Raw genomic sequence first — 23,106 nt, 5'->3', positions numbered from 1 at the left:
CTTTTCAGGCGACGAAGGAGGTCTTTTTTCAGATGTTAGGAAAGTTATTCCTTATGTTAAAACAATTTGAAGAGTAAAAAGTAGATGATGTACGATAACGCGATACTAATCGGAATCGTAATAACCCAAGTAATTACCATACGACCGACAGTTGCCCACTGGACTTCATGGAACCTCATCACACTTCCTGTTCCGATAATTGCGGAAGAAATGACGTGGGTTGTGGACAAAGGCATACCTAAGTGCGTGGATACCTGAATGACAATCGACGAAGTCAGGTCGGAAGCGAAGCCGTTGATTGGCTCGATTTTAATGATTTTACGACTGATTGTTTTAATGATTCGCCATCCACCGATGGAAGTTCCAAGACCCATGGCGATTGCAGCAGCAAGTTTTACCCACAGGGGTACATCCAATGTGCTTTGGAAATTTCCAGCTACGAGAGCGAAAACGATAATACCCATTGCTTTTTGCGCATCGTTACCACCATGGGAGTAAGAAAGAAGTGCAGCCGTGATAACTTGTAATGTACGAAAAGTCCTGTTGTATTTTGATCTCGATTTATTGCCTGTCCATAAAACCAGATATTTCAAGAAAAACATGACTAGCAAGCCGACGCCGAATGCTACGATAGGTGACAGCACCAAAATGATGATAATTTCGGTGAAACCGCTCCAATTCACGGAATGATAGCCGGCACCAGCGATGACCGCACCTGCTAGTGCGCCAATTAAAGTATGGGACGAAGAAGATGGAATGCCGAAGTACCAGGTTAATAGGTTCCAAATAATCGCAGCCAACAGGGCGGCGATGACAATCTCGATGCCATGATCAATCGTGGCGGGGTTGGCAATTTTACCCCCTACCGTCTTGGCAACCTCCGAGGAGACAACCGCACCTAGAAAGTTCAGAGAGGCTGCCATGATGACAGCGACTCTGGGGCTGAGAGCCCGAGTCGAGATAGATGTAGCGATCGCGTTTGCCGTATCATGAAAGCCATTGATAAAATCAAATAGCAGTGCGAGCGCCACAATGATGATGAGATAGGTTATCATGTTATCCTCCTAGCGCCGATCCTCAAGAATAACGAAGAACGACACTTTCCAGAATGTTGGCGACATCTTCACAGGCATCTGTAGTTTCTTCCAAACGTTCATAAACTTCCTTCAGCTTGAAGTCTTCATAGATATCTTTTTTAGCTAAGAAAATTTGACGGATGCCTTCTCTCATGAGACGATCCCCGTCATTTTCCAAGCTGTTGATGGCAACCGTATGCTCCGAAATCTGCATATATTTTTTCCTTGCCAAAAGCTTAAATGCATCCAGCATATGCTGACATGAGTCAACAATGACAGCTGAAAAGTCGCGCATGAACTGATCTGTATAAGTCAAATTTAAATAGTCAAACCGAGCGATCGTAGCTTCGATACCGTCCGTGACATCGTCTACTTTGGAGGCTAACTCCATAATGTCTTCCCGATCTAGAGGTGTAATGAAAACTTTGTTTAAGCCTTTGAAGATCTCATGCGTAATGGAATCACCTTGATGCTCCAAGTCATGGATCGCTTTCACGAAATCTGTCGGGGGCTTGTCCCCCATCATGGCCGTGCGGAACATTTGAGCCGTTTGAAGCGCGTTCTCCGCTGATTGAATTAACAGCTGAAGAAAGTCCACATCGCTCTTTTTCGAGAATAATGTCATAAGATCCTCCTATATTTTTCTATATGTACATCATATTGATCGATTTTTCTAGTAAAATAGACCAATTTGTTGAAAACTCACGAGATTAAAAATATCATAAATTTTGTGCGGAAAGCAATGGTAAATCCAATATGTTGCACATTTATTCCTTTCTTGATTTTCAGGGAATGAAGATGTACAGTGGAAAAAGCGTTGTTTGCTTTAGAATGCGCGAAGAAAGGATATTTTACTATGAAAAAAACGTGTATAAAGAATGGGATTTTTATCACATCCGATACTAGCAATCCAGTCATTCGAGGATATATGGTTATAGAAGGTAACCGCATCACTTCCATTCATGAAGGTAGTCCTGCTGAAAGCGAAATCTTCGATGAATACATAGACGGTACGAATAAACTGTATATGCCGGGTCTTGTTAACACACACGGTCATGCAGCGATGTCTTTGCTCAGAGGCTATGGGGACGATATGGCGCTTCAAATCTGGTTAGAACAGAAGATGTGGCCAATGGAAGCCAAGTTTACTACACAAGATGTTAAGTGGGGCACCCTTCTCTCGATATTGGAAATGCTGAAGGGCGGCACGACGACTTTTGTCGACATGTACGACCATATGAATGAAGTAGCCCAGGCTGTTGAACAATCGGGTATGAGAGCATGTTTGACCCGCGGAGTAATCGGGCTGTGTCCTCCTGATGTACAAGTTGCAAAGCTAAATGAAGCTACTGAATTCGCAAAGAACTGGCATGGCAAAGCGGACGGAAGAATTACAACAATGATGTCGCCGCATGCTCCTTATACTTGTCCGCCTGATTATATTGAAAAGATTGTACAGGTTGCTCATGATTTGAACCTTCCGATACATACACACATGTCCGAAACGAGCAGGGAAGTGCAGGCCAACGTTGATCAGTATGGCTTACGACCTGTTGCACATTTAGAGAAGATCGGTGTCTTCAGCCGCCCTACGCTTGTCGCACACGGTGTACATCTTACTGATGAAGAGATTGAAGTGTTGAAACGTTATGATGTACGTATTTCGCACAATCCGGGAAGCAATCTGAAGCTTGCTAGCGGCGTTGCGCGGGTACCAGAATTACTTCGTGCCGGAGTCAAGGTTTCGTTAGGAACCGATGGAGCTGCTTCGAATAATAATCTTGATATGTTCGAGGAAATGCGTTTGGCTGCTTTGATTCATAAAGGAGTATCAGGTGACCCTGTCGCAGTTCCAGCAACCGAGGCCCTGCTTATGGGAACAAAGTGGGGAGCTGAATCCATTTGGCTGGACAATGTGGGACAGCTTGCACCTGGCATGAAGGCGGACTTTATCGCGCTGGATATCGACCAGCCTCATTTTCTGCCGAAAACCGATTTTATCTCTCATGCGATCTATTCAGCATCGGCTAAAGATGTCGTGGATGTATGTGTGGATGGCAAATGGGTTGTGCGCGGCGGTCAATGCCTAACTTTAGATGAAGAGAAAATCAAGTTTGAGTTCGAGCAATGCTTCGATCGATTGACTCAATCCTAATCGTTTTCCCCCAATTGGATCGAAATAGACCGAAGGAGGCAGGGTAAGTGCTCTGGAGAAGAGTCATCATGCTGGGGATATTCGTTCTGTTGACACTTATCGTTGTCATCACCCGTTTCTACCTGAGTGTACAGAACGAACACTGGGATGCTAACAGTAAGGCTGTTGAAACAGCTTATGAGAAAACGATATTAACGAAAGCGACCAAGGTCGATTCCTTTTATGGCGATGAGCCTTTTCAAATCATAAGAGGCGAGGACAAGATCGGTCAGCAGGTTGTTGTATGGATCTCTGATAAAGAAGTTCACACAGAAGTAGCCGCGGAAGCTTTTACCGAGGACCAGGTTCGGGAAACCATGCTGAAGAAAGATCCAGCAATTGAGACTTTGCGGATTCTGCCTGGCAAGCTCGGCAGCCAATATGTGTGGGAAGTATTTTATAAGAAGCAGGAAGCAAAAGGTTTAAGATATTACTACGACTATTATACATTTAAAGAAGGTACCTATATCGATACCTATCGGCTCAGCCTGCAATAAGGGCTGGGCTTTTTGTTTTCCAACTTTTGATGAAGGCATTCGTATATATCACGTGATATACTCTTCGTATAGCGAATGGCTAAGGAAACAAAATAGACTAAAGAAAGGGGGACGTTGTCTGATGAAGCTGCGTCTCTTACCTCTTGTTGCAAGTGTGATTGTGTCTGCCACAGTTTTGTTCGGTGGTTGGTTTGCATATAACAGCTTAGCTATGGAAAATCCATTGTCCCAAATTGTGAGCGAGTCCTCCGGTATAGAAAGCTCCTCCATTAAGCTGGACAGTGAGGCAGCTACGATTGACTTGGAATTGAAGCCGGATGCGGATTTGCGTGCTATTGTAAGTCATATTGCCGATCAAGGTTCCTCGATTCTTGGGAAGAGAACCGTTCAATATAATGTAAAATCCAACTCGTCACCTGAACTTGAGAGCTGGTGGTCGAAAGCTTTGTTCGATGTAGCCCAAGCTATGGAGACGAAGCAGTATACCGATATTCCGAAAGCCTTGGAGTCTTATGCTTCAGAACTTCCGAACCTGAAAGTGTCGACGGAGATGGATGATCAATATGTATACGTGCGTTTGACGGACGGTGAGTTCAGTAAATTCGTTATGCTGCCTAGAACTTCTTCGAAGATAGGAGTGTGGCCGAATGAATAGATGGAAAGAGCTATGTATTGGATTTGTACCTGTTTTACTCATTTTCCTTGCCTTTATCGGCGTGAATGTAATGCCCTTGCTATTTGTAGGTGTGCTTAGTGTATCGTTGTTCTTTATGATTCGCAGCCGCGGCGGCGTGGGAGTAACTGCAGGGGGCGAGCGTAAGAGTAAGAACCGGACGCCATCTTATCTGACGTTTGATCAAATTGGCGGCCAAGACCGTGCTAAGCGTGAGCTAACGGAAGCACTGGATTTTTTGATTAAGCACGATCAGATTCAGAAGCTGGGCATTCGCCCGCTCAAAGGTATTTTGCTTACAGGCCCTCCGGGAACAGGTAAAACGCTGATGGCTAAGGCAGCTGCTCATTACACGAATTCTGTGTACCTTGCAGCCTCCGGCAGTGAGTTTGTTGAAATGTATGTCGGTGTCGGCGCAAGTCGTGTCCGTGACCTCTTTAAAGAGGCCAGAACGCGTGCCGCTAAGGAAGGGAAAGATAGTGCCATTATCTTTATTGATGAGATTGATGTTATCGGCGGTAAGCGTGACGGCGGTCAGCATCGAGAGTATGATCAGACACTTAATCAGCTTCTAACTGAGATGGACGGAATTCATACGGGTGATGGTCCCCGTATTCTTATTATGGCCGCGACAAACCGCAAGGAAATGCTGGATAGCGCTTTGCTGCGTCCTGGACGCTTTGACCGTCATATTGAAGTCGATCTTCCCGATAAAAAAGGCCGACTGTCCATTCTTGATATTCATATGAAAAATAAACCTTTAGCTGCGGGTGTATCTTTGGATAAAATCGCGGAGCAAACCTTCGGATTCTCCGGCGCTCAGCTTGAAAGTGTTCTGAATGAAGCAGCTATTTATGCGCTGCGTGAAGAAAAAGAAGCGATCGAGCAGCAGCATCTGGCTTCCGCGATTGACAAAGTCATGATGGGCGAGCGTACGGACAAAGAAACTGCGCAAGAAGAAAAGGAACGGGTTGCTTACCATGAGCTTGGGCATGCGATTGTTGCCGAGATTGTGCGTCCCGGATCTGTTTCACAGGTTACAGTCAGTCCGCGAGGAAAGGCGCTAGGTTATGTGCGTCATAACCCGCCGAAGGATCATTACCTGTATACGAAGGATTATATTGAGCAGCAAATTATGATCGCCCTTGGCGGCGCAGCGGCAGAAGAAATCTTCTATGGCGGACGTAGTACAGGTTCTCGCAACGATTTTGAGCAGGCGCTGTCCATGGTTCGCAACATGATGGATTCAGGTCTAACCTCTCTTGGCATTATTGACCGTGATATGGTAACGAAGGAAGAGTTGATGAGAGAAAACAGTGCCATCTTAGAGGCATTAATGCTTAGAACGAAGCAAGTACTGGGGCAATATAGAAATGTGTTCGATCAGTCCTTTGATGTGCTGATGAAAGAAGAGGTACTCTCCGGCGATACCTTCAGAGATTTACTTGGACACACTGCCGAACAAAGTGCGTAAGAAAATCTAATCATGTAGCTCGGAGTGACCCCGACTCTAACGACACACTGAACCGCCGACTAGCAGTCGGCGGTTTTTGCGCAATTATGATAGGATTGTACCAATGTCATGAATCTTTTGTGTACATACTGAAATCACGATTCAAACGATGTATGATTAATATAAGCAGTATATAGAAAACATAACTAGAGACGATCTGATGGATTGGCACTCAAGTCAAGGTGGGGAGAACTATGACATTGAAAACTATTGGTGTTGTCGGTGGCGGAACCATGGGTCAGGGTATAGCGGAGATGCTCGCTGCACGCGGCCTTGATGTTTTGATAGCGGAGAAGACGCCGGAGAAACTGGATCATGCACTCGAGATGATTACCATTAGCCTTGATAAACAAATAGAACGGTGGGCGATTACAGCCGCCGAGAAAAAGCTCATCGTAGCAAAAATAAAAAAAGCGGATTCTTTGCAAGACTTAGCCGTATGCGATATGGTCATTGAAACCATTACCGAAGAGCTGAATGCTAAAAAACACGTGTTCTTTCAATTAAATCAAATTTGTCCACCTTCGGTTATCTTGGCAAGCAATACCTCAACGCTAAGTGTGACTGAAATTGCAGCAGTAACAACCAATCCTGAGCGAGTAATCGGGATGCATTTCCTTCATCCAGTTGCTAAAATTCATTTGGTTGAAATTATTAGAGCCATGAAAACATCGGATGAGACGTATGAGAGAACACGGGATTTTGTAGATCAGCTCATTCAGAAAAAAAGCATTAAAGTTTTTGAATCGCCTGGGTATATCACTACTCGGCTTATTTGTACGTTAATTAATGAGGCTCTGCATACACTGTCCGAGGGAGTAGCATCGGCTGAGGATATCGATTCAGCTATGCGGATCGGTTATGACTTTCGATATGGTCCGCTTGAAATGTGCGACAGATTTGGTTTGGATTCTGTGCAGGCTGCTCTCGAAGTCATGTTTCGGGATTACGGGGATATTAAATACCGTCCTTCCTTTCTGCTCAAGCAGATGGTCCGCGCAGGCAATCTAGGTGTGAAAACCGGAGAAGGCTTCTTCCGGTACGATAAGGATGGTGACCGGCTATGAACATTCTCGTTATTAATGCAGGAAGCTCCTCCGTCAAATATCAACTGTTTAACATGAAGCAGGAGACCGTACTTGCCAAAGGAAGAGTGGAGCGTATCGGGATGGAGACCGCTATCCTCGTGCACGAGCCTGCAGGCAAGTCGGATGTCAGCGAGGTTAGTGAAATTCTGGAGCATACATCAGCCATCCGCCGAGTCCTGGATATACTTGTGAGTAAGGACCACGGTGTGCTGGATTCTATCGATCAGATTGATGCTGTAGGCCATCGTGTAGTGCACGGAGGCGAGAGCTTTAAGAATTCCGTCTTAGTCGATGAGGACGTAAAGAAGGAAATTCGCCGTTTGTTCGATTTGGCGCCGCTGCATAACCCAGCACACATGCTTGGCATTACGGCGGTTGAGGTCAATATGCCCGGTGTACCTCAGGCAGTCGTCTTCGACACGGCTTTCCATCAGACAATGCCTTCGCATGCCTACTTATACCCAGTGCCTATGGCGCTCTATCGCAAGCACAAGGTGCGCCGCTACGGCTTTCACGGCACCAGCCATAAGTATGTCAGCGAACGTGCTGCGAAGTTCTTGGGCCGTCCCTTGGAGCAGCTCAAGCTGATTACGTGCCATATCGGCAACGGCTGCAGCTGCGCTGCGGTATTGGGCGGCGTATCCGTAGATACGAGCATGGGGCTGACTCCTCTCGAAGGCTTAATGATGGGCACGCGCAGCGGTGATCTGGACCCCGCCATCGTGCCGTACGCAATGGCCAAGGAGGATCTGACACTCAGCGAGATCAGCTCCATGCTGAACAAGCATAGCGGTCTGCAAGCCATCTCAGGCCTCAGCAGCGATATGAGAGAAATCGTTGAAGCAATGGAAGCCGGAGATAAGAACGCTGCTCTTGCTTTTGACATGTATGAATACCGCATTCGTAAATACATAGGAGCATATGCTGCGGCGATGAACGGAGTGGATGCCATCGTTTTCACGGCGGGGGTAGGAGAGAACTCGGAAGTGCTGCGGAAGAAAGTATGCCAACAGCTGACCTATCTGGGCATCGAACTGGATGAAGAGCGTAACCGGAGCGGACGTGGAACGGAAAAAGCGATTACTACGGAGGCGTCCAGCGTTCAGGTGCTTGTCATCCCGACCAACGAAGAGTGGATGATTGCCATGGACACCTACTCGCTTGTTCAAGCCGACTGATGTTTTTGTGAAAATCGTGTACAATAGTAGCAGAATCAGGTAATCTGAGAGAACTTCTGTTTTTCATAGGAAAATTTCAGGAGGTAATGAGATCGGTATGAAATGTATGATTCGTGAAGTGAAAGACCATGTCGGAGAGTATGTAACGATCGGTTGTTGGCTGAATAAGAAGCGTTCCAGCGGCAAGATTCAGTTCCTGCAGCTGCGGGACGGCTCCGGCTATATTCAGGGTGTTGTAGTAAAAAGTGATGTGAATGAGGAAGTGTGGGACGCAGCAACAAAGCTGACTCAGGAAAGCTCTTTGTTCGTAACAGGGGTTGTCAAAGAGGATACTCGCAGCAAAGGCGGTTTTGAGCTGGAGGTGCAGCAGGTCGAAATTATTCAAGTAACCGAGGAGTACCCGATTACACCGAAGGAGCACGGCGTGGATTTTCTGATGGATCACCGCCATCTTTGGATCCGCAGCCCGCGCCAAAGGGCGATTCTAGTTATTCGTGCCCAGATCATACAAGCTGTGCAGCAGTTTTTTAATGAGAGAGGATTTCATCTTGTCGATCCTCCTATTCTAACGCCTTCCTCTTGTGAAGGTACGACGAATTTATTTCATACGAAGTATTTTGATGAGGATGCTTTTCTGACACAGAGCGGACAGCTTTATATGGAAGCTGCAGCAATGGCTTTAGGTCGGGTCTATTCGTTTGGACCGACGTTCCGTGCCGAGAAATCCAAAACACGCCGTCATTTGATCGAATTCTGGATGATTGAACCGGAGATGGCATTCGTCGATCACGAAGAAAATCTTCAGGTGCAGGAGCAGTTCGTTACACACATCGTACAAACAGTCCTGGCAAATTGCCGCGCCGAGCTGGAGACACTGGAACGAGATACCTCGAAGCTAGAAAAAATTCAAGGAAGCTTCCCGCGAATTACGTACGATCAAGCAGTGGAATTCCTTAAGAAGAATGGTCACGAATTTGAGTGGGGGAGAGGACTTTGGGGCACCTCATGAAACGGCAATTGCCGAACAATATGAGACGCCCGTTTTCATCACTCACTACCCTACGGAGATCAAAGCTTTTTATATGAAGCCTGATCCGAATCGTCCCGAAGTCGTGCTATGTGCAGATATGATTGCGCCCGAAGGGTACGGAGAAATTATTGGAGGCAGCCAGCGTATTGACGATCCGGAGCTGATGGAAGAACGATTTCAGGAGCATGAGCTGTCCAAGGAAGCGTACCAATGGTATCTGGACCTGCGTAAATACGGTACGGTACCTCATTCTGGATTCGGATTGGGTCTGGAACGGACAGTAGCATGGATATGCGGCCTGGACCATGTTAGAGAAACCATTCCATTCCCGAGATTGCTGTATCGTCTATACCCGTAACTTCGCGGCTTGCAGCAAGACATGGAGAGGGGAATACGGATTGAAACCAAAGGATTCACACCGCAAGCAGTTGGAGGCTGTGTTCCAAATTGGATTGCAGCAAGGTAACATAGCTGTGCCCTCCTTGCTCCTCAAGCATTATCGCAGCTTGGGGCTGACGGAAATCGATATGATGACCCTGATTCATCTATTGACCTACCTGGAAAAAGAACGTAACGATTTTCCGACCATTGAAGAAATTCAGGCAAGAATGACCGCTTCGCCGGATCAAGTGATTGCTAGCCTTCAAAAGCTGCTTGCCGAGGAGTTTATTGCCATCGATGAAGACATGGATCCAGGTACGGGAGTTCGATATGAAAGATACAACATAACGCCGTTGTATCAGAAACTCGCGTCCTTCTTCATTGAGCAGCAGACTGCAGCGTTCGCCGCTGTGCGCAGCTCGATCCCGGACGATGCGAAGTCTAAGGATATCTACACCACGTTCGAGAAGGAATTCGCGCGTCCCTTGACGCCGATGGAGCTTGAAACGATTAGCGGCTGGCTCGACAAAGACAATTATCCGACCGAGCTCATCCTTACCGCGCTTAAAGAGGCTGTGTTTGCGGGAAAAGTTTATTTCCGATACATTGACCGCATTCTGCTCGAATGGAGCCGTAATCGGGTAGCAACGGTCGATCAAGCCAAGGAATACTCGCAGCGCTATAGACAGTCCAGATAAACGTATTGAAACTAAAAAACGGTCCGCCTCTCCAACTTGGAGGGACGGGCCGTTTTGCCGTTGTTTATTTATGAAGCAGATGCGAGCGATACACATATTCGAAGAGAAATTCAAAGGCTTCCAGATGGCGCTTAGCCTCAAACGCGTTGGCTCCCCAAGCGTAGATGCCGTGATTGCGAAGCACAATGCCAGGAATGCGAGGAACTATGGCTCCTTCAACCAGCTCGGCAATACGTGGGATTTCTGCATAGTTGGGCAGTACGGGAATTTGAATCTCCGCGTCTTCCTCCCAAATATTAAAACCTTTGATCAGCTCCACACCTTTGACCGGAATGGTTCCTTGCTCTCCATATAGCTCTGAAATTAAGTTATTGAACACCGTATGTACATGGAAAATGGCTCCAGCTCCAGTAAGTCGGTAGATTTCACAGTGAATCAACGTTTCCGCTGAAGGCTTAAGGCCGGTTGCGTCGGTTGGTTGACCTTTCTCATTCACGATTAAAAAGTCTTCCGGCGTGGATACGGATTTGTCTTTTCCGCTTGCGGTTACAGCGAACGTGAAAGCTTCCGGCTGAAACTCCCCGATACGGATTGAAAGATTTCCACTGGTAGCCGGGAACCAGCCTCTGGCGGCCAAATTGGACTTGATGCTGCTCAGCTCCGCAAACGCGCGCTGCTTGTCTTCTAAGCGAATGCTCATGACTGGGTTTCAACCTCCAACTGCGTGATAATATCGAAAAAGGTTTCGAACGGATAATAAGGATATCCGCGTTCTTTGCAAAGCTCAATCAAATGGGAGCGGGCATAGATGGTTTCAACCAGCTGGGCTCCGGCGAAGTCCGTGATGCTGTCTCCAATCAGAATGCGGTGGTAGCGCTTAGGATCGTAAGAGCGTATGATGCTAGTCTTACACATGCCGCAATCATTCGAGCAATGCTCATCGCAAGCATGAGGCCAAAGAATTTCAATATGGCTTCCTTCGAAGGAGCTTGCATTGCAATAAATACTTTCGTTTGGAATCGGAAATGGCTGCAGCAGCGGATAAATAAAGAAATCAATGCCTCCGCTCGTGATAAGCAGGGTGATCCCGTTTTCCTTACAGTAGTCCACGAATTCGCGAAAGCCATTCCGTATGGTTGCGTTGCGAATCGCGTAATCCACAACCTCTTCCTTGCGGCTAGAAGGGAATAGGGCAAACATAGCGCCTACCCCTTCTTTGACGGAGAGCGAACGGTCAATAACCTTCTGGACCAATTCCTCCCAGCCTTCCGGCTTAAAGTGCTTCATAATTGCCACGATGTTATCATTTACGGTAATCGTTCCATCGAAATCGCAAAAAATAATGCGTTCTTTCCGCTCACTCATTCCTTAATCCCCCAGGTGTCTATCGCTTTTTGCAATTCAGGATGAGTAGACGCATAGTCGCGCAGCGACTGGTCCTTCAACGTAGCATCGATAGCTTGACGGAAGGCTTGTCCGCCCGCAATGGTGCCCATAGGATGGCCGTGGATGCCGCCGCCTGCGTTTACGATAACATCACCGCCAAAGTCTCTCAAAATCAAGGGCACTAGTCCCGGATGAATGCCTGCGGACGGCACAGGGAAGCTCGCCGCGAGCCTAGGCTCTATGGACGACTCACCATATAGGTAATCTTTACGCAAATCTTCAGTGAGCAGCGCATGCTTGATCGCCAGGTTCTCTTCTCTGGGCATCACGACTGAACCATATGGGGAAGGGAAAAGGACGATATCAGCCCCTGCCAATCGCATGAGCTTGCCTAGCAGCACGGAAGCAGACATCCCGTAATGCGGAGACGGATAAACAGCGCCTGCCATAGCGGGATGAGCCATGATTGGAATTGTAATCTCCGGGTCTGAGCTTAAGGCGTGTAAGACGTCAAAGCCGTAAGCAAGCACGTTAAATAATAAGGCGTTTGCACCTGCTCGGATCGCTTTCTTGGCTTGCTCAGCCAGCTGAAAAGTAGGTCCGGTCAAATTTACAGCATACAGAAGCTTTTGCCCTGTTTCTTTCGAGGCTTGGGCTGCCGCTTCCATGCAGACTTCAATTCGCTTCTCCAACGGAGTGAGCGGGTTCTCGAACAGAATCTCGTCATCCTTAATCAAATCTACGCCGCCTGCAGCCTGTAAGTAAAACTGCTCACGAAGCGCAGGAAGCTCGTAACCGACAACAGACTTGAAAATGCTCATCAAGAGAGGGCGGTCATGAACGCCTAACAGGTCACGCACACCTTTCATGCCGAACTTCGGACCTGGAAAGCCGGAGAGGAAGTCGGAGGAAAAGCTAAGATCGATCAGCTTGATTTTGCCATCCATAGAAAGCTTGCCAAATACAGTCACGAGCAGAGCTGGAATATCACGGCTGTAGTTGACGTCTGGATAAGCAATCTGAATATCAGCATATCGTTCCAAAGCGGAGTCGCTGCTTGCGGGCTCGTGAACTTCAACGGAGATTACTTTACCCAGATGTTTTTCCATCTGCGCTTTCTGCGCCTCAGGCAGCTCGGTCCAGCTGCCGACGGTCAAGCCTACTGCAATGCCAAGCGCTTTTTTATGGAAATCGGCCTTTTCGTCATAGCATCGATATGTTGCTAAACAATAAGAGTTCATTGAAGTCTTTCACCTGTCTTTAGCTTGGATTGGAGAAGCTTATTTGGATGCGGAAGGAGCGGCGATTTGTTCGCCAATCTCTTTGGCGCGTTCCGCTGAACGGAAAACGGCACGAACGATGCCTTCGCAGAATTGATGACGGTCGAGCGTTTCAATAGCGGCTTGCGTGGTGCCGTTTGGTGAAGTGACCTTGCGGCGAAGTTCGGCAGGGTCTTCACCCGTATGCTGGACCATGTGAGCAGCACCCATTACGGTTTGAAGGGTCAGCCTGCGAGCGTCCTCTTCGGAAAGTCCGCCTTCTACCGCAGCTTTCGTCATGGCTTCCATAAAATAATACACGTAAGCCGGTCCGCTTCCGGAAACACCAGTAACGACATCAAGCTTCGATTCTTCGACGACACTGACAATGCCGACCGCTTCGAACATCTCGATGGCCAGCTGTTTCCCAGCTTCAGTCACACTGCTAGAAAAGCTAATGCCTGTTGCACCTAATCCGATGGTGCTGGACGTATTGGGCATCGTGCGTACAATTGGCATGCTGGTTTGCAGCAGGGCTTCTATCTTTGGAATCGCAAGGCCTGCGATGACAGAAACAAGCATCTGCCGCTCGTTCAGAAGAGGCTGCAAATCCCGAAAGGCCGTTTCGACGTCTTTAGGCTTCATGCAAAGTACGACGATATCAGCTTCACGAATGAACGATTCACGTGTTACCGGATCAGAAGAAACCTGTACACCATAGGTTTCGCGTATTGCTTCCAGCTTAGCCTGGTCGGAACGATTTGTAACATATATATGCTGCGGATTCGCCACTTCTTGCTCGACAAGGCCGCGAAAGATCGCTTCAGCCATGGAGCCTGCGCCGACAAATGCGATGCGGTTTTGAAGCAGGGACGATGTTGACATTGTTAATGCCTCCTTGTGATTATTTTAATCAGTGCAGAACTTTCTCACGAAATCTAACGGTTCGAAGAAATTCAGATCCACTTGAGTAATTGTGGTTTAGGTGCTAAAACGATCCGTTCCCATACATGCTGCACTTACTCGCGAATTTGACCGCTGCCATAAATGCGGTATTTAGTGGATGTTAAAGCCGGCAGTCCCATAGGTCCGCGGGCATGCAGCTTTTGGGTGCTGATACCGATTTCAGCGCCAAAGCCGAATTCAAAGCCATCGGTAAAGCGTGTCGAAGCATTGTGGTAAACTGCTGCTGCATCAATCTCCTGAAGGAAGCGTTCCGCATGGCTCGCATCTTCAGTAACGATGCATTCGGAGTGCATGGTGCCATATTGTCTTATATGAGCAATCGCTTCATCCAAGTTGTCTACGACTTTGACATTAAGTATATAGTCACCATATTCCGTGGCCCAGTCCTGCGCGCTTGCCTCTTTCATAGAAGACACGGCATGTCTTGCCCGATCGTCGCCGCGAAGCTCTACGTTAGCGCTTTGAAAAGCATCAGCAATGGCTGCAAGATGACGACTGGCGAATGCTTCATGCACCAGGAGCGTTTCCATGGAATTACAAACGGATGGGCGCTGCGCTTTCGCATTGACAGCAATACGGATCGCCATCTCCAGATCGGCGCTTTCGTCAACAAAAGTATGACAGATGCCTGCTCCCGTTTCAATGACAGGTACGGATGCGTTGTGAACGACAATTTGAATTAGGGAATGGCCGCCTCTTGGGATGAGAACATCGATTAAGCCGTTTAATTTTAGCATTTCGTCGACGGAAGAACGATCTGGGCTCAGGATTAACTGAAGTGCGTCAACAGGAATGTCAGAACGCTTCAACGCTCCGTGGAGGACCTCTACGATTTTTTCGTTGGAGGATAGAGCAGAGGAACCGCCGCGCAGAACAACCGCATTTCCAGTTTTCAGGCATAGTCCTGCCGCATCTACCGTTACGTTTGGTCTTGCTTCATAAATAATACCGATCACGCCAAGCGGAACACGGATTTTCTGGATACGCAGTCCATTTGGACGGTCAAACTGCTCCAGTGTGTCTCCGATTGGGTCAGGCAGTTCCACGATCTGGCGAAGCCCTTCCGCCATGGCTGCGATCCGCTTCTCGTTAAGCGCCAGACGATCGAGCAGGGAAGTGCTGATGCCATTATCTTTGCCCCGCTGCAGATCGATCACATTCGCTTCGATAATCGCTTGCTGCTCGGTGACGAGCGCGTCTGCCATCAACAGCAGAGCGGCGTTTTTTTGTTCGGTGGTCAGGTTGGCTATGGTTTGAGCCGCCTGCTTGGCGAGCTTGGATTTCGTTACAACTTCACTCATTCTGAAAACCTCCTGTAAGAAAAGTAAATTTATTTAAATGCCACCCATTCGTCCCGGTGGATGACCTCAATGCGCGCGACCTCGACGCGCTTCTGCACTTCGTCGGTGGACAGGCCGGCGGTGGCCTGCACCTGCCACGCCGCGTAGTTTACGACGCCGCGGCCGAGTGGAGCGCCATCGGCGCTGACCACCTCGACGACGTCGCCGGGGTGGAATTCGCCGCTGACGGAGGTGATGCCGGCCGGCAGCAGGCTCTTCCCGCCGGAGAGCAGCGCGCTCATCGCGCCGTCATCGACGGTGATGGTTCCTTGGGGCAGCGAGTGGAAGCCGACCCACTGCTTCTTCGTCGACAGGTTGTTCAGCGACGTGTCGAAGTACGTTCCCTTGCCGCGGCCCTCCACGGCAAGGGGCAGGTCGTAGGGCTCGAGCACGCGCCCTACGAACACGGGCACGCCCCCGCGCATCGCGATGCGGGCGGCCTCGACCTTGGAGCGCATGCCGCCGGTGCCGACCGCGCTCCCGGAACCCCCAGCGATGCGGTACAGCTCATCGCTGATTTGATCAACGCGGTCGATGCGCTGCGCGTTGGAGTTCTTGCGCGGATCCTCCGTGTACAGACCGTCCGTATCCGTAATAATAATCAATCTGGATGCTTTCACCAGATTGGCGACGAGCGCCGACAGCGTGTCGTTGTCGCCGAACTTGAGCTCATTCACCGAGACGGTGTCGTTCTCGTTGACAATCGGTACGACGCCGCGCTGAAGCAGCTCGTCGATGGTCATCAGCGCGTTCTGCACGCGCTTGCGGTTGGAGAAATCGTACCGGGTCAGCAGAATTTGCGCCACGTTGATCCCGTGGGACCCGAAGGCCTCGTGGTACGACTGCATCAGCAGCGCTTGGCCGACGGAAGCTGCAGCCTGCTTCTCATGCAGCACCTTCGGCCTTGTGCGGTAACCGAGAGCCGTGAAGCCTGCGGCGACTGCGCCTGAAGTGACGAGCAGCATCTGGCTGCCATCCTGCTGCAAGCGCGCGATCTCTGACGCGAAGAATTTGATTTTATCTGGATTCAAGCCGCCCGTATCGGAGGTTAATGAGCTGCTTCCGATTTTGACGACGATGCGCTGTGTCATGCTAATCCCATCCTTTGAATTCTTAAATATGTCATAGTTCAAGCAAAAAAAGACTTCCGCCCCTATTCAAATAAGGACGAAAGTCTTCTGCTTCCGCGGTACCACCTTAGATTGGTGCTCAGAGGCACCCTGCTCTAATTCCCTTTGTAACAGAAGGGAGCTGTTCAACTCATCGTTGACCGTTCAGGGGCGGGTTCGGAAGTCGTTCGCGGCAAGCTCTCTCAGCCGGTGGAGCTTACTCTCTGCAGCGCGGATTGCGCTTCCTACTATTCCCATCACAACGTTCATATATGGAAGAATATACGTTCTTCATTTCATGTTCTATATAGGATAGCACGCTGTACAAGTGTTTGTAAAGGAGCCGTGTATCTCGTCATGACACGGAATTCACGATGTCCTTGCATATAGCTGCTCAGGCACCGAAAGGTACCATTACTGCTAACCGAACAGACCCAGCTTTCCAATTCGGCTAACAGCCTCTTCCAGTCGTGCTTCCGATGACAGCAGGCCGAGCCTTACATAACCCTCTCCATGCGTACCGAAGCCGATTCCAGGAGCGACCACAACTTTAGCTTCCTGCAGCAGCAGGTCTGCGAGGCTCGCTGACGTATGCCCCTTTGGCACTGGCAGCCAGGAGAAGAAGGAGCCCTGTGACGGACGGGCATTCCAACCGATTTGACCAAGTGCACGAAACAGGGCGTTGCGCCGATTCTCGTATGTATCTCTAAGTGCTGTTACACAATCCTGAGAAGCTGTTAAGGCTGTTGCTGCAGCAGCTTGTATGCCGCCGAAGAGGGAGCAGTAGTAGTGATCCTGCATCAGATTGATCAATCGAATAATCTCGCGGTTACCTAGCGCGAAGCCTACGCGCCAGCCGGCCATGTTATACGTTTTGGACAAGGTGTAGAATTCAACGCCTACTTCTTTAGCGCCTTGAGTCGACAGGAAGCTGACAGGCTTCTGACCGTCAAAGCCGATCGCTCCGTAAGCGAAGTCACTGGCCACAACGATACCGTTTTTATAAGCAAAGTCTACCGTTTCTTGATAAAAAGAAGCAGGAGCCGTCGCACCTGTAGGATTGTTCGGATAATTGATGAACATTAGCTTCGCTCGGCGGAGTTCTTCGGCTTTCAGAGCACTGTAATCCGGTAAGAAGTTGTTTTCTTCAAGGAGCGGCATAAAGGCCATTTCAGCGCCTGCAAGCGCAACGCCCGACCAATAGTCAGGATAACCCGGATCCGGCACTAAGCACACATCACCGGGATTCAGCAAGCATTGGGCGATTTCAATTAAGCCGGTCTTACCGCCAAATAAAATGGCCACTTCCGTTTCCGGGTCCAAATCTACACCGTGATCTTCCTTATATCGAAGGGCTACCGCTTCTTTGAGGAAAGGAAACCGCTGAAGGGCGGATATTTATGGTAGAGCGGATTCGCCGCCGCTTCTTGCATCGATGCAACGATATGAGGAGGGGTCGGCTGATCGGGATTGCCTTGCCCGAGGTTAATCACGTCATGTCCTTGGGCAATTTGTTCGTTCGCCTTACGAACCAATGTAGCAAAAAATTGAGTAGGCAGTCCCAACATGCGGTCTGCGGCTTGTATAGAAAAAGCTTCTCTCATTTGCGGGGGATTGGTCATCTGTTAATTCACACTCCGAAGGTCGGGATTTATACAATATTTATAATGTATCATGATTGTTCCCTCGAAGAAAGAATTTGTTATCAGGGTGATCAAACAATTGGAATTTACTTACAATCATCTTTCTATTAAAGTGAAAAATAATCAAAGTAGAAAGGAGATGGTTGCGCATGGAGGCATCACAAAGGGCGGAGGAAGTATTTTTACAGGAGTCGATTCAGGCATTCGAAAGCATGAAGAAGCTGGCGGACAAAACAATGGCGCAGCTCGAAGATGGACACTTTCAATATCAACTGGACGCTGAATCGAACTCGCTGGAGACGATGATCACGCACATGCATGGGAATATGCTGTCGCGCTGGACGGATTTCTTAACGACGGATGGAGAAAAAGAATCGAGGGACCGTGACGGTGAATTTGAACCGAAGGGGCTAAGCCGTGCGGAGCTGCTGGAGCTTTGGGAAGCAGGCTGGGGGGTGCTGTTTACAACACTTCGTTCCTTACAGCCGGATGATGTGCTCAAAACCGTTCATATCCGTCAGCAGCCGCACACCGTTATTCAAGCCATTCAGCGGCAGGTATCCCACTACGGATACCACGTTGGACAGATCGTGTTTCTGGGCAAGCATTTGGCAGGCAATCATTGGAACACATTAAGCATTGCAAGAGGACAGTCCAAATCATTTCGCCCTCATTGAACTGTGAGTCAACATCGACTAATATAGAAGCAAAATGAGTGTGAGGAGACTTCAGGATGGCGCAGGACAAACAAACGCTGCTAGTGGCGCTGCTTCAAATGGATATTACAATCGGAGAGCCGGAAGTAAACTTTCTTCGCTTGGAGAAAATGCTCCATGAGGCAGTCATTGAAGAAGTGCGGCCGGATGTTATCGTAATTCCGGAAATGTGGAACACAGGCTATGCGCTGGATCGCATCCATGAGCTTGCTGATGATGATGGGGTGCGTACCAAACAATTTCTAAGTGATTTTGCCAAGGAACATAAAGTGAATATCATTGGCGGCTCCATCGCCGACAAACGGGAGGAGCGCATCTACAATACGATTTACGCTTTTGATCGTCAAGGACAATGTATGGCTGAATATTCTAAGATTCACTTATTCAGGCTGATGGACGAAGAGAAGTACCTGCACAGCGGAGATGCCTTGGGGCGCTTTGAACTGGAAGGTGTTCCGGCAGGAGCTATGATTTGCTACGATATCCGTTTCCCGGAGCTGTCGCGCAAGCTTGCGCTTGAGGGAGCTCAAATCTTGTTCGTACCGGCGGAATGGCCTCACCCGAGACTCCACCATTGGCGTACGCTGCTTATGGCAAGAGCCATTGAAAATCAAATGTACGTGGTTTCCTGCAACCGAGTAGGTACAAGCGGGACAACCAGCTTTTTCGGTCACTCGATGATCATTAACCCATGGGGTGAAGTGATTGTGGAGGGGGATGAAACAGAATCGATTTTGTTTGGTGAGATCGAGCTAACCGAGGTGGAAAAAGTTCGGAAAACCATACCGATCTTTGAGGACCGCCGCCCACATTTGTATTAATTCAGTTAATACGCGAATTGCGATTTGATTTTTTTCGCCATTTTTTGTACACTGATAGCAATTGAATGCAAGTATTGGCTGTGATGGATCAATAGTACTTGAGGAGCCTTCATGTTCAGCGAGCCGGGGGTGGTGAGAGCCCGGACGGAAGCTCAAGGAAAAGGCAATCCGGAGCCATTTGGATAAAGGGGATACGCTTTGTAAAGTGGCGTGTCAACTAGGGTGGAACCGCGGGTGCACACAAGCTCTCGTCCCTAGGCATTGCAGGATGCCTTGGGATGAAGGGCTTTTTCTTTTGCCTGCCATTCCTGCAGGGTCCGCAATCAGCCGTTAGGCTTTTAAACCTATATTAATGAATGTATCTGAAGAAGGAGCGAACAGAGCAATGAGCGTAACCATGGAACAAATCGTAGCATTAGCCAAACACAGAGGTTTCGTATTTCCCGGATCGGAAATTTACGGCGGACTAGCTAACACTTGGGACTACGGTCCGTTAGGCGTTGAACTGAAAAACAACATCAAGCGCGCTTGGTGGAAAAAATTTATTCAAGAATCTCCATACAACGTAGGTCTTGACGCTGCTATCCTTATGAATCCGCAGGCTTGGGTAGCATCCGGACACGTGGGTAACTTTAACGATCCGATGATCGACTGTAAGCAATGTAAAGCTCGTCATCGTGCCGATAAGCTGATTGAAGGCAAATTAGCGGAAAAGGATATCGAGATCATCGTCGATGGTATGACATTTGACCAAATGGCCGCTCTGATCAAAGAGCATGACATTGCTTGTCCGGATTGCGGCAGCAAGGATTTTACCGACATTCGCCAGTTCAACCTGATGTTCAAGACGTTCCAGGGCGTAACTGAATCCAGCGCCAACACCGTGTATCTGCGTCCAGAAACGGCTCAAGGTATTTTCGTTAACTTTAAAAATGCGCAGCGCACCATGCGGAAAAAGCTGCCATTCGGTATCGGCCAAATCGGTAAAAGCTTTCGAAACGAAATCACACCTGGTAACTTTACGTTCCGTACACGTGAGTTTGAGCAAATGGAGCTTGAATTCTTCTGCAAGCCGGGCGAAGACATGAAGTGGTTTGAGTACTGGAGAAGTTTCTGCCATAATTGGCTGCTGTCCTTGGGTGCCAAAGAAGACAATCTGCGCCTGCGTGACCATTCCGAAGATGAGTTGTCCCACTACAGTAACGCAACGACGGACATCGAGTATAAGTTCCCGTTCGGCTGGGGCGAGCTATGGGGAATTGCTGACCGTACGGATTTTGACCTGAAGCAGCATATGGAACATTCCGGTGAGGATTTCAACTATATAGAACAAGAGTCGGGCGAGCGTTACATTCCGTATTGCATCGAACCGTCCCTTGGTGCGGACCGCGTAACGTTGGCTTTCCTTATCGACGCTTACGAAGAGCAGCAGCTGGAGGGTGATGACAGCCGTACCGTCCTTCATTTCCACCCTGCACTTGCTCCGATCAAAGCAGCGATCTTCCCGCTGTCCAAAAGCTGGCGGAAGGCGCGCAGGCGATCTTCGCAGATCTGGCTAAGCACTTCATGGTTGATTATGATGATGCAGGCTCGATTGGTAAAAGATACCGCCGCCACGATGAGATCGGTACGCCGTTCTGTATCACTTATGACTTCGAATCCGCAACAGACGGCCAAGTTACCGTCCGTGATCGAGATACGATGGAGCAGACAAGAATGCCGATCAGCGAGCTGAAAGCATTTATCGAAAATAAGCTTCAATTCTAAAAACAAATACCCCGAATTCATGTGTGATTCTGATTCATCGCATGGATTGGGGGTGTTTTTCATTTTGGAGTGCCGATTAGAACTCTAGATCACTAGGCTTCATGTTACTTATATGACATAATCCAGGATCTCACTATAGGGCGCGTACCGCTTGGCATTACTCATGCTTGGGGTATACACGTGCAACGAGATGGCTGGTTCGCGCCGAGGATTAGAAAGCTGATGAATTTGTCCGGCAGGAGCTTCAAAATATGTGCGTTCACGGATCGAAGAAGCTGATGCTTCAATTGGATAGCCTTCTTGATCAAGTTCATACACGGTATTAATTAACTGACCTGCTGCCAGGTAAGCAAGCCCGATTGAGCATCCATGATCGTGGATTGTCGTTGATTGTTTGCCGGGAATGTAAATAACGATAGCCTCGACATTACTTGAGGTGTACAGGACATTTCGACCGTAAGCAAGCTGCTCGGGCTCAGATTTATATGAGGGTACCTGATGCAGCCAAGGCTCCAGTTCCTTGAATACTTGTTTCAATTCATCATGATTAGGCTGATGCAATTTGGCGAATGAACGCTCGATTGCCCGAAGTAACTCCATAATATTTGCCTCCCATCCCATACGCTTCGATTCGCAATGAATATCAGAAAAAGTATGGTTTTCCATAAATAACTTTGATATATATTATGCGGGATGGTTGATTTTGGTTTGTGTTTTTACAGGGTACAGTATGTGATTATGGATAGCAGGGTCGAGGTCAGCAGCATGGCGATTAGTGGTCGCAGTGCTTTTGAACGCAAATCTTTGAGGTTTACATGGAGTCCTAGTCCTACCATGGACATGGTTAGTAGGAATGTCGTTATATTTGACATAGGGTCTATCACCGCAGCAGGTACTATAATCCATTTCCCAAAAACATAACTGCCTACTATGCTCATGAACACAAATCCAACTAAGAAAAAAGGGAATTCCATTCGATCTCTTCAGCTGCCGTTCTATTTCTCCATTTCATCCATGCCATAAGAATGAAGCAGAGTGGAATCAAGAGAAACACTCTTCCCAGCTTTGCCAGCAAGGCAACGGCGACAGCAATCCTTTCCGGCAGGTGCTGCTGCTAAAGCTACTTGTGCTACTTCATGAAGACTAACTCCTGACCAGATGCCATAATTCATATTGCTGATTGGTAACAAGGGACTCAGAGATCAAAGATTTCTGCCAGCGCGAGTTCGTTGAACGCGGCATGGTCGCTGATATTGCTGTTCATCGCGATGATCCGAACAACCCACATGCGCACATCATTCTAACCACACGCGAGATTGGCCCGGAAGGTTTCGGCGGAAAGGCACGTGATTGGAATAACCGGGAACTACTTGTCCACTGGCGCGAAGCGTGGGCCGAACACGTGAATCGTGTGTTCGAACGTAATGATCACCCCGAGCGGATTGATCACCGCAGCTTTGAGCAGCAAGGCATCACCGATCGATTGCCGACGATCCACGAGGGTCCGACTGTTCGAGAGATGGAGCAGCGCGGTGTGTTGACCGATCGGGGAAGCATCAATAGATTGGTACGTGAACACAACAGCATGGTGGTAGACCTAGCGTCCTATGCGAAGGAGCGCGAGAAGATTGCGGCTGAAAAGGCACATATTCAAGCCGACATTAACAAACTGCAAGCCCAACTGGAGCGGATCGAGAGGGTTCAGCAACTTGAGAAAGAGCGTGACGCACTCCGAAAGCAGCAAGATGAGCTGCAGCCTAAAAATGTCTGA

20 protein-coding genes and 3 pseudogenes are annotated in these 23,106 nt (G+C 48.6%); 12 read left to right on the top strand and 11 right to left on the bottom strand.

What is annotated here, in order from left to right; genetic code table 11:
* Positions 1-56: 56 nt before the first annotated feature.
* Together L0M14_RS14450 and L0M14_RS14445 are read right to left on the bottom strand one after the other, a co-directional pair.
* Positions 57-1,055, bottom strand: coding sequence for an inorganic phosphate transporter (locus L0M14_RS14450; protein ID WP_235122707.1), 999 nt, complete (start codon positions 1,053-1,055; stop codon positions 57-59).
* 22 nt (positions 1,056-1,077) lie between these two features.
* Positions 1,078-1,701 (bottom strand): DUF47 domain-containing protein, encoded by a 624-nt coding sequence (locus tag L0M14_RS14445; RefSeq protein ID WP_235122706.1) that lies wholly within the window; start codon positions 1,699-1,701, stop codon positions 1,078-1,080.
* A 231-nt stretch (positions 1,702-1,932) separates the two neighbouring features.
* Here L0M14_RS14445 and L0M14_RS14440 point away from each other — a divergent pair, with 231 nt between their 5' ends.
* The 8 genes and pseudogenes from L0M14_RS14440 to L0M14_RS14400 all read left to right on the top strand — a co-directional run bounded on the left by L0M14_RS14440 (position 1,933) and on the right by L0M14_RS14400 (position 10,328).
* Positions 1,933-3,231: an amidohydrolase gene (locus L0M14_RS14440; protein WP_235122705.1), complete on the top strand. Its 1,299-nt coding sequence runs from the start codon at positions 1,933-1,935 to the stop codon at positions 3,229-3,231.
* Positions 3,232-3,278: 47 nt separating this feature from the next.
* Positions 3,279-3,767, top strand: a complete 489-nt coding sequence (locus tag L0M14_RS14435; RefSeq protein ID WP_235122704.1) for a cell wall elongation regulator TseB-like domain-containing protein — start codon at positions 3,279-3,281, stop codon at positions 3,765-3,767.
* 121 nt (positions 3,768-3,888) lie between these two features.
* The gene (locus L0M14_RS14430) at positions 3,889-4,422 is read left to right on the top strand and encodes a hypothetical protein (protein WP_235122703.1); all 534 of its coding nucleotides are present in this window, start codon (positions 3,889-3,891) and stop codon (positions 4,420-4,422) included.
* Entirely contained in the window at positions 4,415-5,914 is a 1,500-nt protein-coding gene (locus L0M14_RS14425; protein WP_235122702.1) for an AAA family ATPase, read from the top strand. The genes L0M14_RS14430 and L0M14_RS14425 overlap by 8 nt, the downstream gene beginning before the upstream one ends.
* A gap of 233 nt (positions 5,915-6,147) precedes the next feature.
* Positions 6,148-7,020, top strand: a complete 873-nt coding sequence (locus tag L0M14_RS14420) for a 3-hydroxyacyl-CoA dehydrogenase family protein (RefSeq protein WP_235122701.1) — start codon at positions 6,148-6,150, stop codon at positions 7,018-7,020.
* Positions 7,017-8,219 carry an acetate kinase gene (locus L0M14_RS14415; RefSeq protein ID WP_235122700.1) on the top strand — a complete coding sequence of 401 codons (1,203 nt, stop codon included), beginning with the start codon at positions 7,017-7,019 and terminating at the stop codon, positions 8,217-8,219. The genes L0M14_RS14420 and L0M14_RS14415 overlap by 4 nt, the downstream gene beginning before the upstream one ends.
* Before the next feature lie 97 nt (positions 8,220-8,316).
* A pseudogene (asnS, locus tag L0M14_RS14410) lies at positions 8,317-9,607 on the top strand (asparagine--tRNA ligase).
* Between the two features lie 40 nt (positions 9,608-9,647).
* Positions 9,648-10,328, top strand: coding sequence for a DnaD domain protein (locus tag L0M14_RS14400; protein ID WP_235122697.1), 681 nt, complete (start codon positions 9,648-9,650; stop codon positions 10,326-10,328).
* Positions 10,329-10,392: 64 nt separating this feature from the next.
* Here the strand turns inward: L0M14_RS14400 and mtnB are convergent, their stop codons facing one another.
* The 7 genes and pseudogenes from mtnB to L0M14_RS14365 form a co-directional block, all read right to left on the bottom strand.
* Positions 10,393-11,028, bottom strand: a complete 636-nt coding sequence (gene mtnB / locus L0M14_RS14395; protein WP_235122696.1) for a methylthioribulose 1-phosphate dehydratase — start codon at positions 11,026-11,028, stop codon at positions 10,393-10,395.
* On the bottom strand, positions 11,025-11,693 hold the full coding sequence (locus tag L0M14_RS14390) for a 2-hydroxy-3-keto-5-methylthiopentenyl-1-phosphate phosphatase (protein ID WP_235122695.1): 669 nt from the start codon (positions 11,691-11,693) through the stop codon (positions 11,025-11,027). The genes mtnB and L0M14_RS14390 overlap by 4 nt, the downstream gene beginning before the upstream one ends.
* Positions 11,690-12,955 carry a 2,3-diketo-5-methylthiopentyl-1-phosphate enolase gene (locus L0M14_RS14385; protein ID WP_235122694.1) on the bottom strand — a complete coding sequence of 422 codons (1,266 nt, stop codon included), beginning with the start codon at positions 12,953-12,955 and terminating at the stop codon, positions 11,690-11,692. Before L0M14_RS14385 ends, L0M14_RS14390 begins: the two co-directional genes overlap by 4 nt.
* Before the next feature lie 39 nt (positions 12,956-12,994).
* Positions 12,995-13,858 (bottom strand): pyrroline-5-carboxylate reductase, encoded by an 864-nt coding sequence (gene proC / locus L0M14_RS14380; protein ID WP_235122693.1) that lies wholly within the window; start codon positions 13,856-13,858, stop codon positions 12,995-12,997.
* 134 nt (positions 13,859-13,992) lie between these two features.
* Positions 13,993-15,240 (bottom strand): glutamate-5-semialdehyde dehydrogenase, encoded by a 1,248-nt coding sequence (locus L0M14_RS14375; protein WP_235122692.1) that lies wholly within the window; start codon positions 15,238-15,240, stop codon positions 13,993-13,995.
* A gap of 29 nt (positions 15,241-15,269) precedes the next feature.
* Positions 15,270-16,370 carry a glutamate 5-kinase gene (gene proB / locus L0M14_RS14370; RefSeq protein ID WP_235122691.1) on the bottom strand — a complete coding sequence of 367 codons (1,101 nt, stop codon included), beginning with the start codon at positions 16,368-16,370 and terminating at the stop codon, positions 15,270-15,272.
* A 438-nt stretch (positions 16,371-16,808) separates the two neighbouring features.
* Positions 16,809-17,992: pseudogene (locus L0M14_RS14365) on the bottom strand (aminotransferase class I/II-fold pyridoxal phosphate-dependent enzyme).
* A gap of 188 nt (positions 17,993-18,180) precedes the next feature.
* On the opposite strand from L0M14_RS14365, the gene L0M14_RS14360 reads away from it, so the two are divergent.
* The 3 genes and pseudogenes from L0M14_RS14360 (at position 18,181) to L0M14_RS14350 (ending at position 21,335) form a co-directional block, all read left to right on the top strand.
* The gene (locus L0M14_RS14360; protein WP_235122690.1) at positions 18,181-18,708 is read left to right on the top strand and encodes a DUF1572 family protein; all 528 of its coding nucleotides are present in this window, start codon (positions 18,181-18,183) and stop codon (positions 18,706-18,708) included.
* A 56-nt stretch (positions 18,709-18,764) separates the two neighbouring features.
* Positions 18,765-19,568, top strand: coding sequence for a carbon-nitrogen family hydrolase (locus L0M14_RS14355; protein ID WP_235122689.1), 804 nt, complete (start codon positions 18,765-18,767; stop codon positions 19,566-19,568).
* A 385-nt stretch (positions 19,569-19,953) separates the two neighbouring features.
* Positions 19,954-21,335 (top strand): annotated as a pseudogene (locus L0M14_RS14350) (glycine--tRNA ligase).
* A gap of 108 nt (positions 21,336-21,443) precedes the next feature.
* On the opposite strand, the gene L0M14_RS14345 reads toward L0M14_RS14350, so the two are convergent.
* Both L0M14_RS14345 and L0M14_RS31540 read right to left on the bottom strand, forming a co-directional pair.
* Entirely contained in the window at positions 21,444-21,935 is a 492-nt protein-coding gene (locus tag L0M14_RS14345) for a cysteine dioxygenase (RefSeq protein ID WP_235122688.1), read from the bottom strand.
* A gap of 116 nt (positions 21,936-22,051) precedes the next feature.
* Positions 22,052-22,273 (bottom strand): putative sulfate exporter family transporter, encoded by a 222-nt coding sequence (locus tag L0M14_RS31540; protein WP_311198881.1) that lies wholly within the window; start codon positions 22,271-22,273, stop codon positions 22,052-22,054.
* 302 nt (positions 22,274-22,575) lie between these two features.
* Between L0M14_RS31540 and L0M14_RS14335 the strand changes: the two genes are divergently transcribed.
* The gene (locus tag L0M14_RS14335; protein WP_235122687.1) at positions 22,576-23,106 is read left to right on the top strand and encodes a MobA/MobL family protein; all 531 of its coding nucleotides are present in this window, start codon (positions 22,576-22,578) and stop codon (positions 23,104-23,106) included.

The sequence above is a fragment of the Paenibacillus hexagrammi genome, from assembly GCF_021513275.1.
Classification (GTDB): domain Bacteria; phylum Bacillota; class Bacilli; order Paenibacillales; family NBRC-103111; genus Paenibacillus_E; species Paenibacillus_E hexagrammi.
The sequence above is the reverse complement of the archived record's forward strand: the minus strand, read 5'-3'. Positions and strand labels throughout refer to the sequence as shown.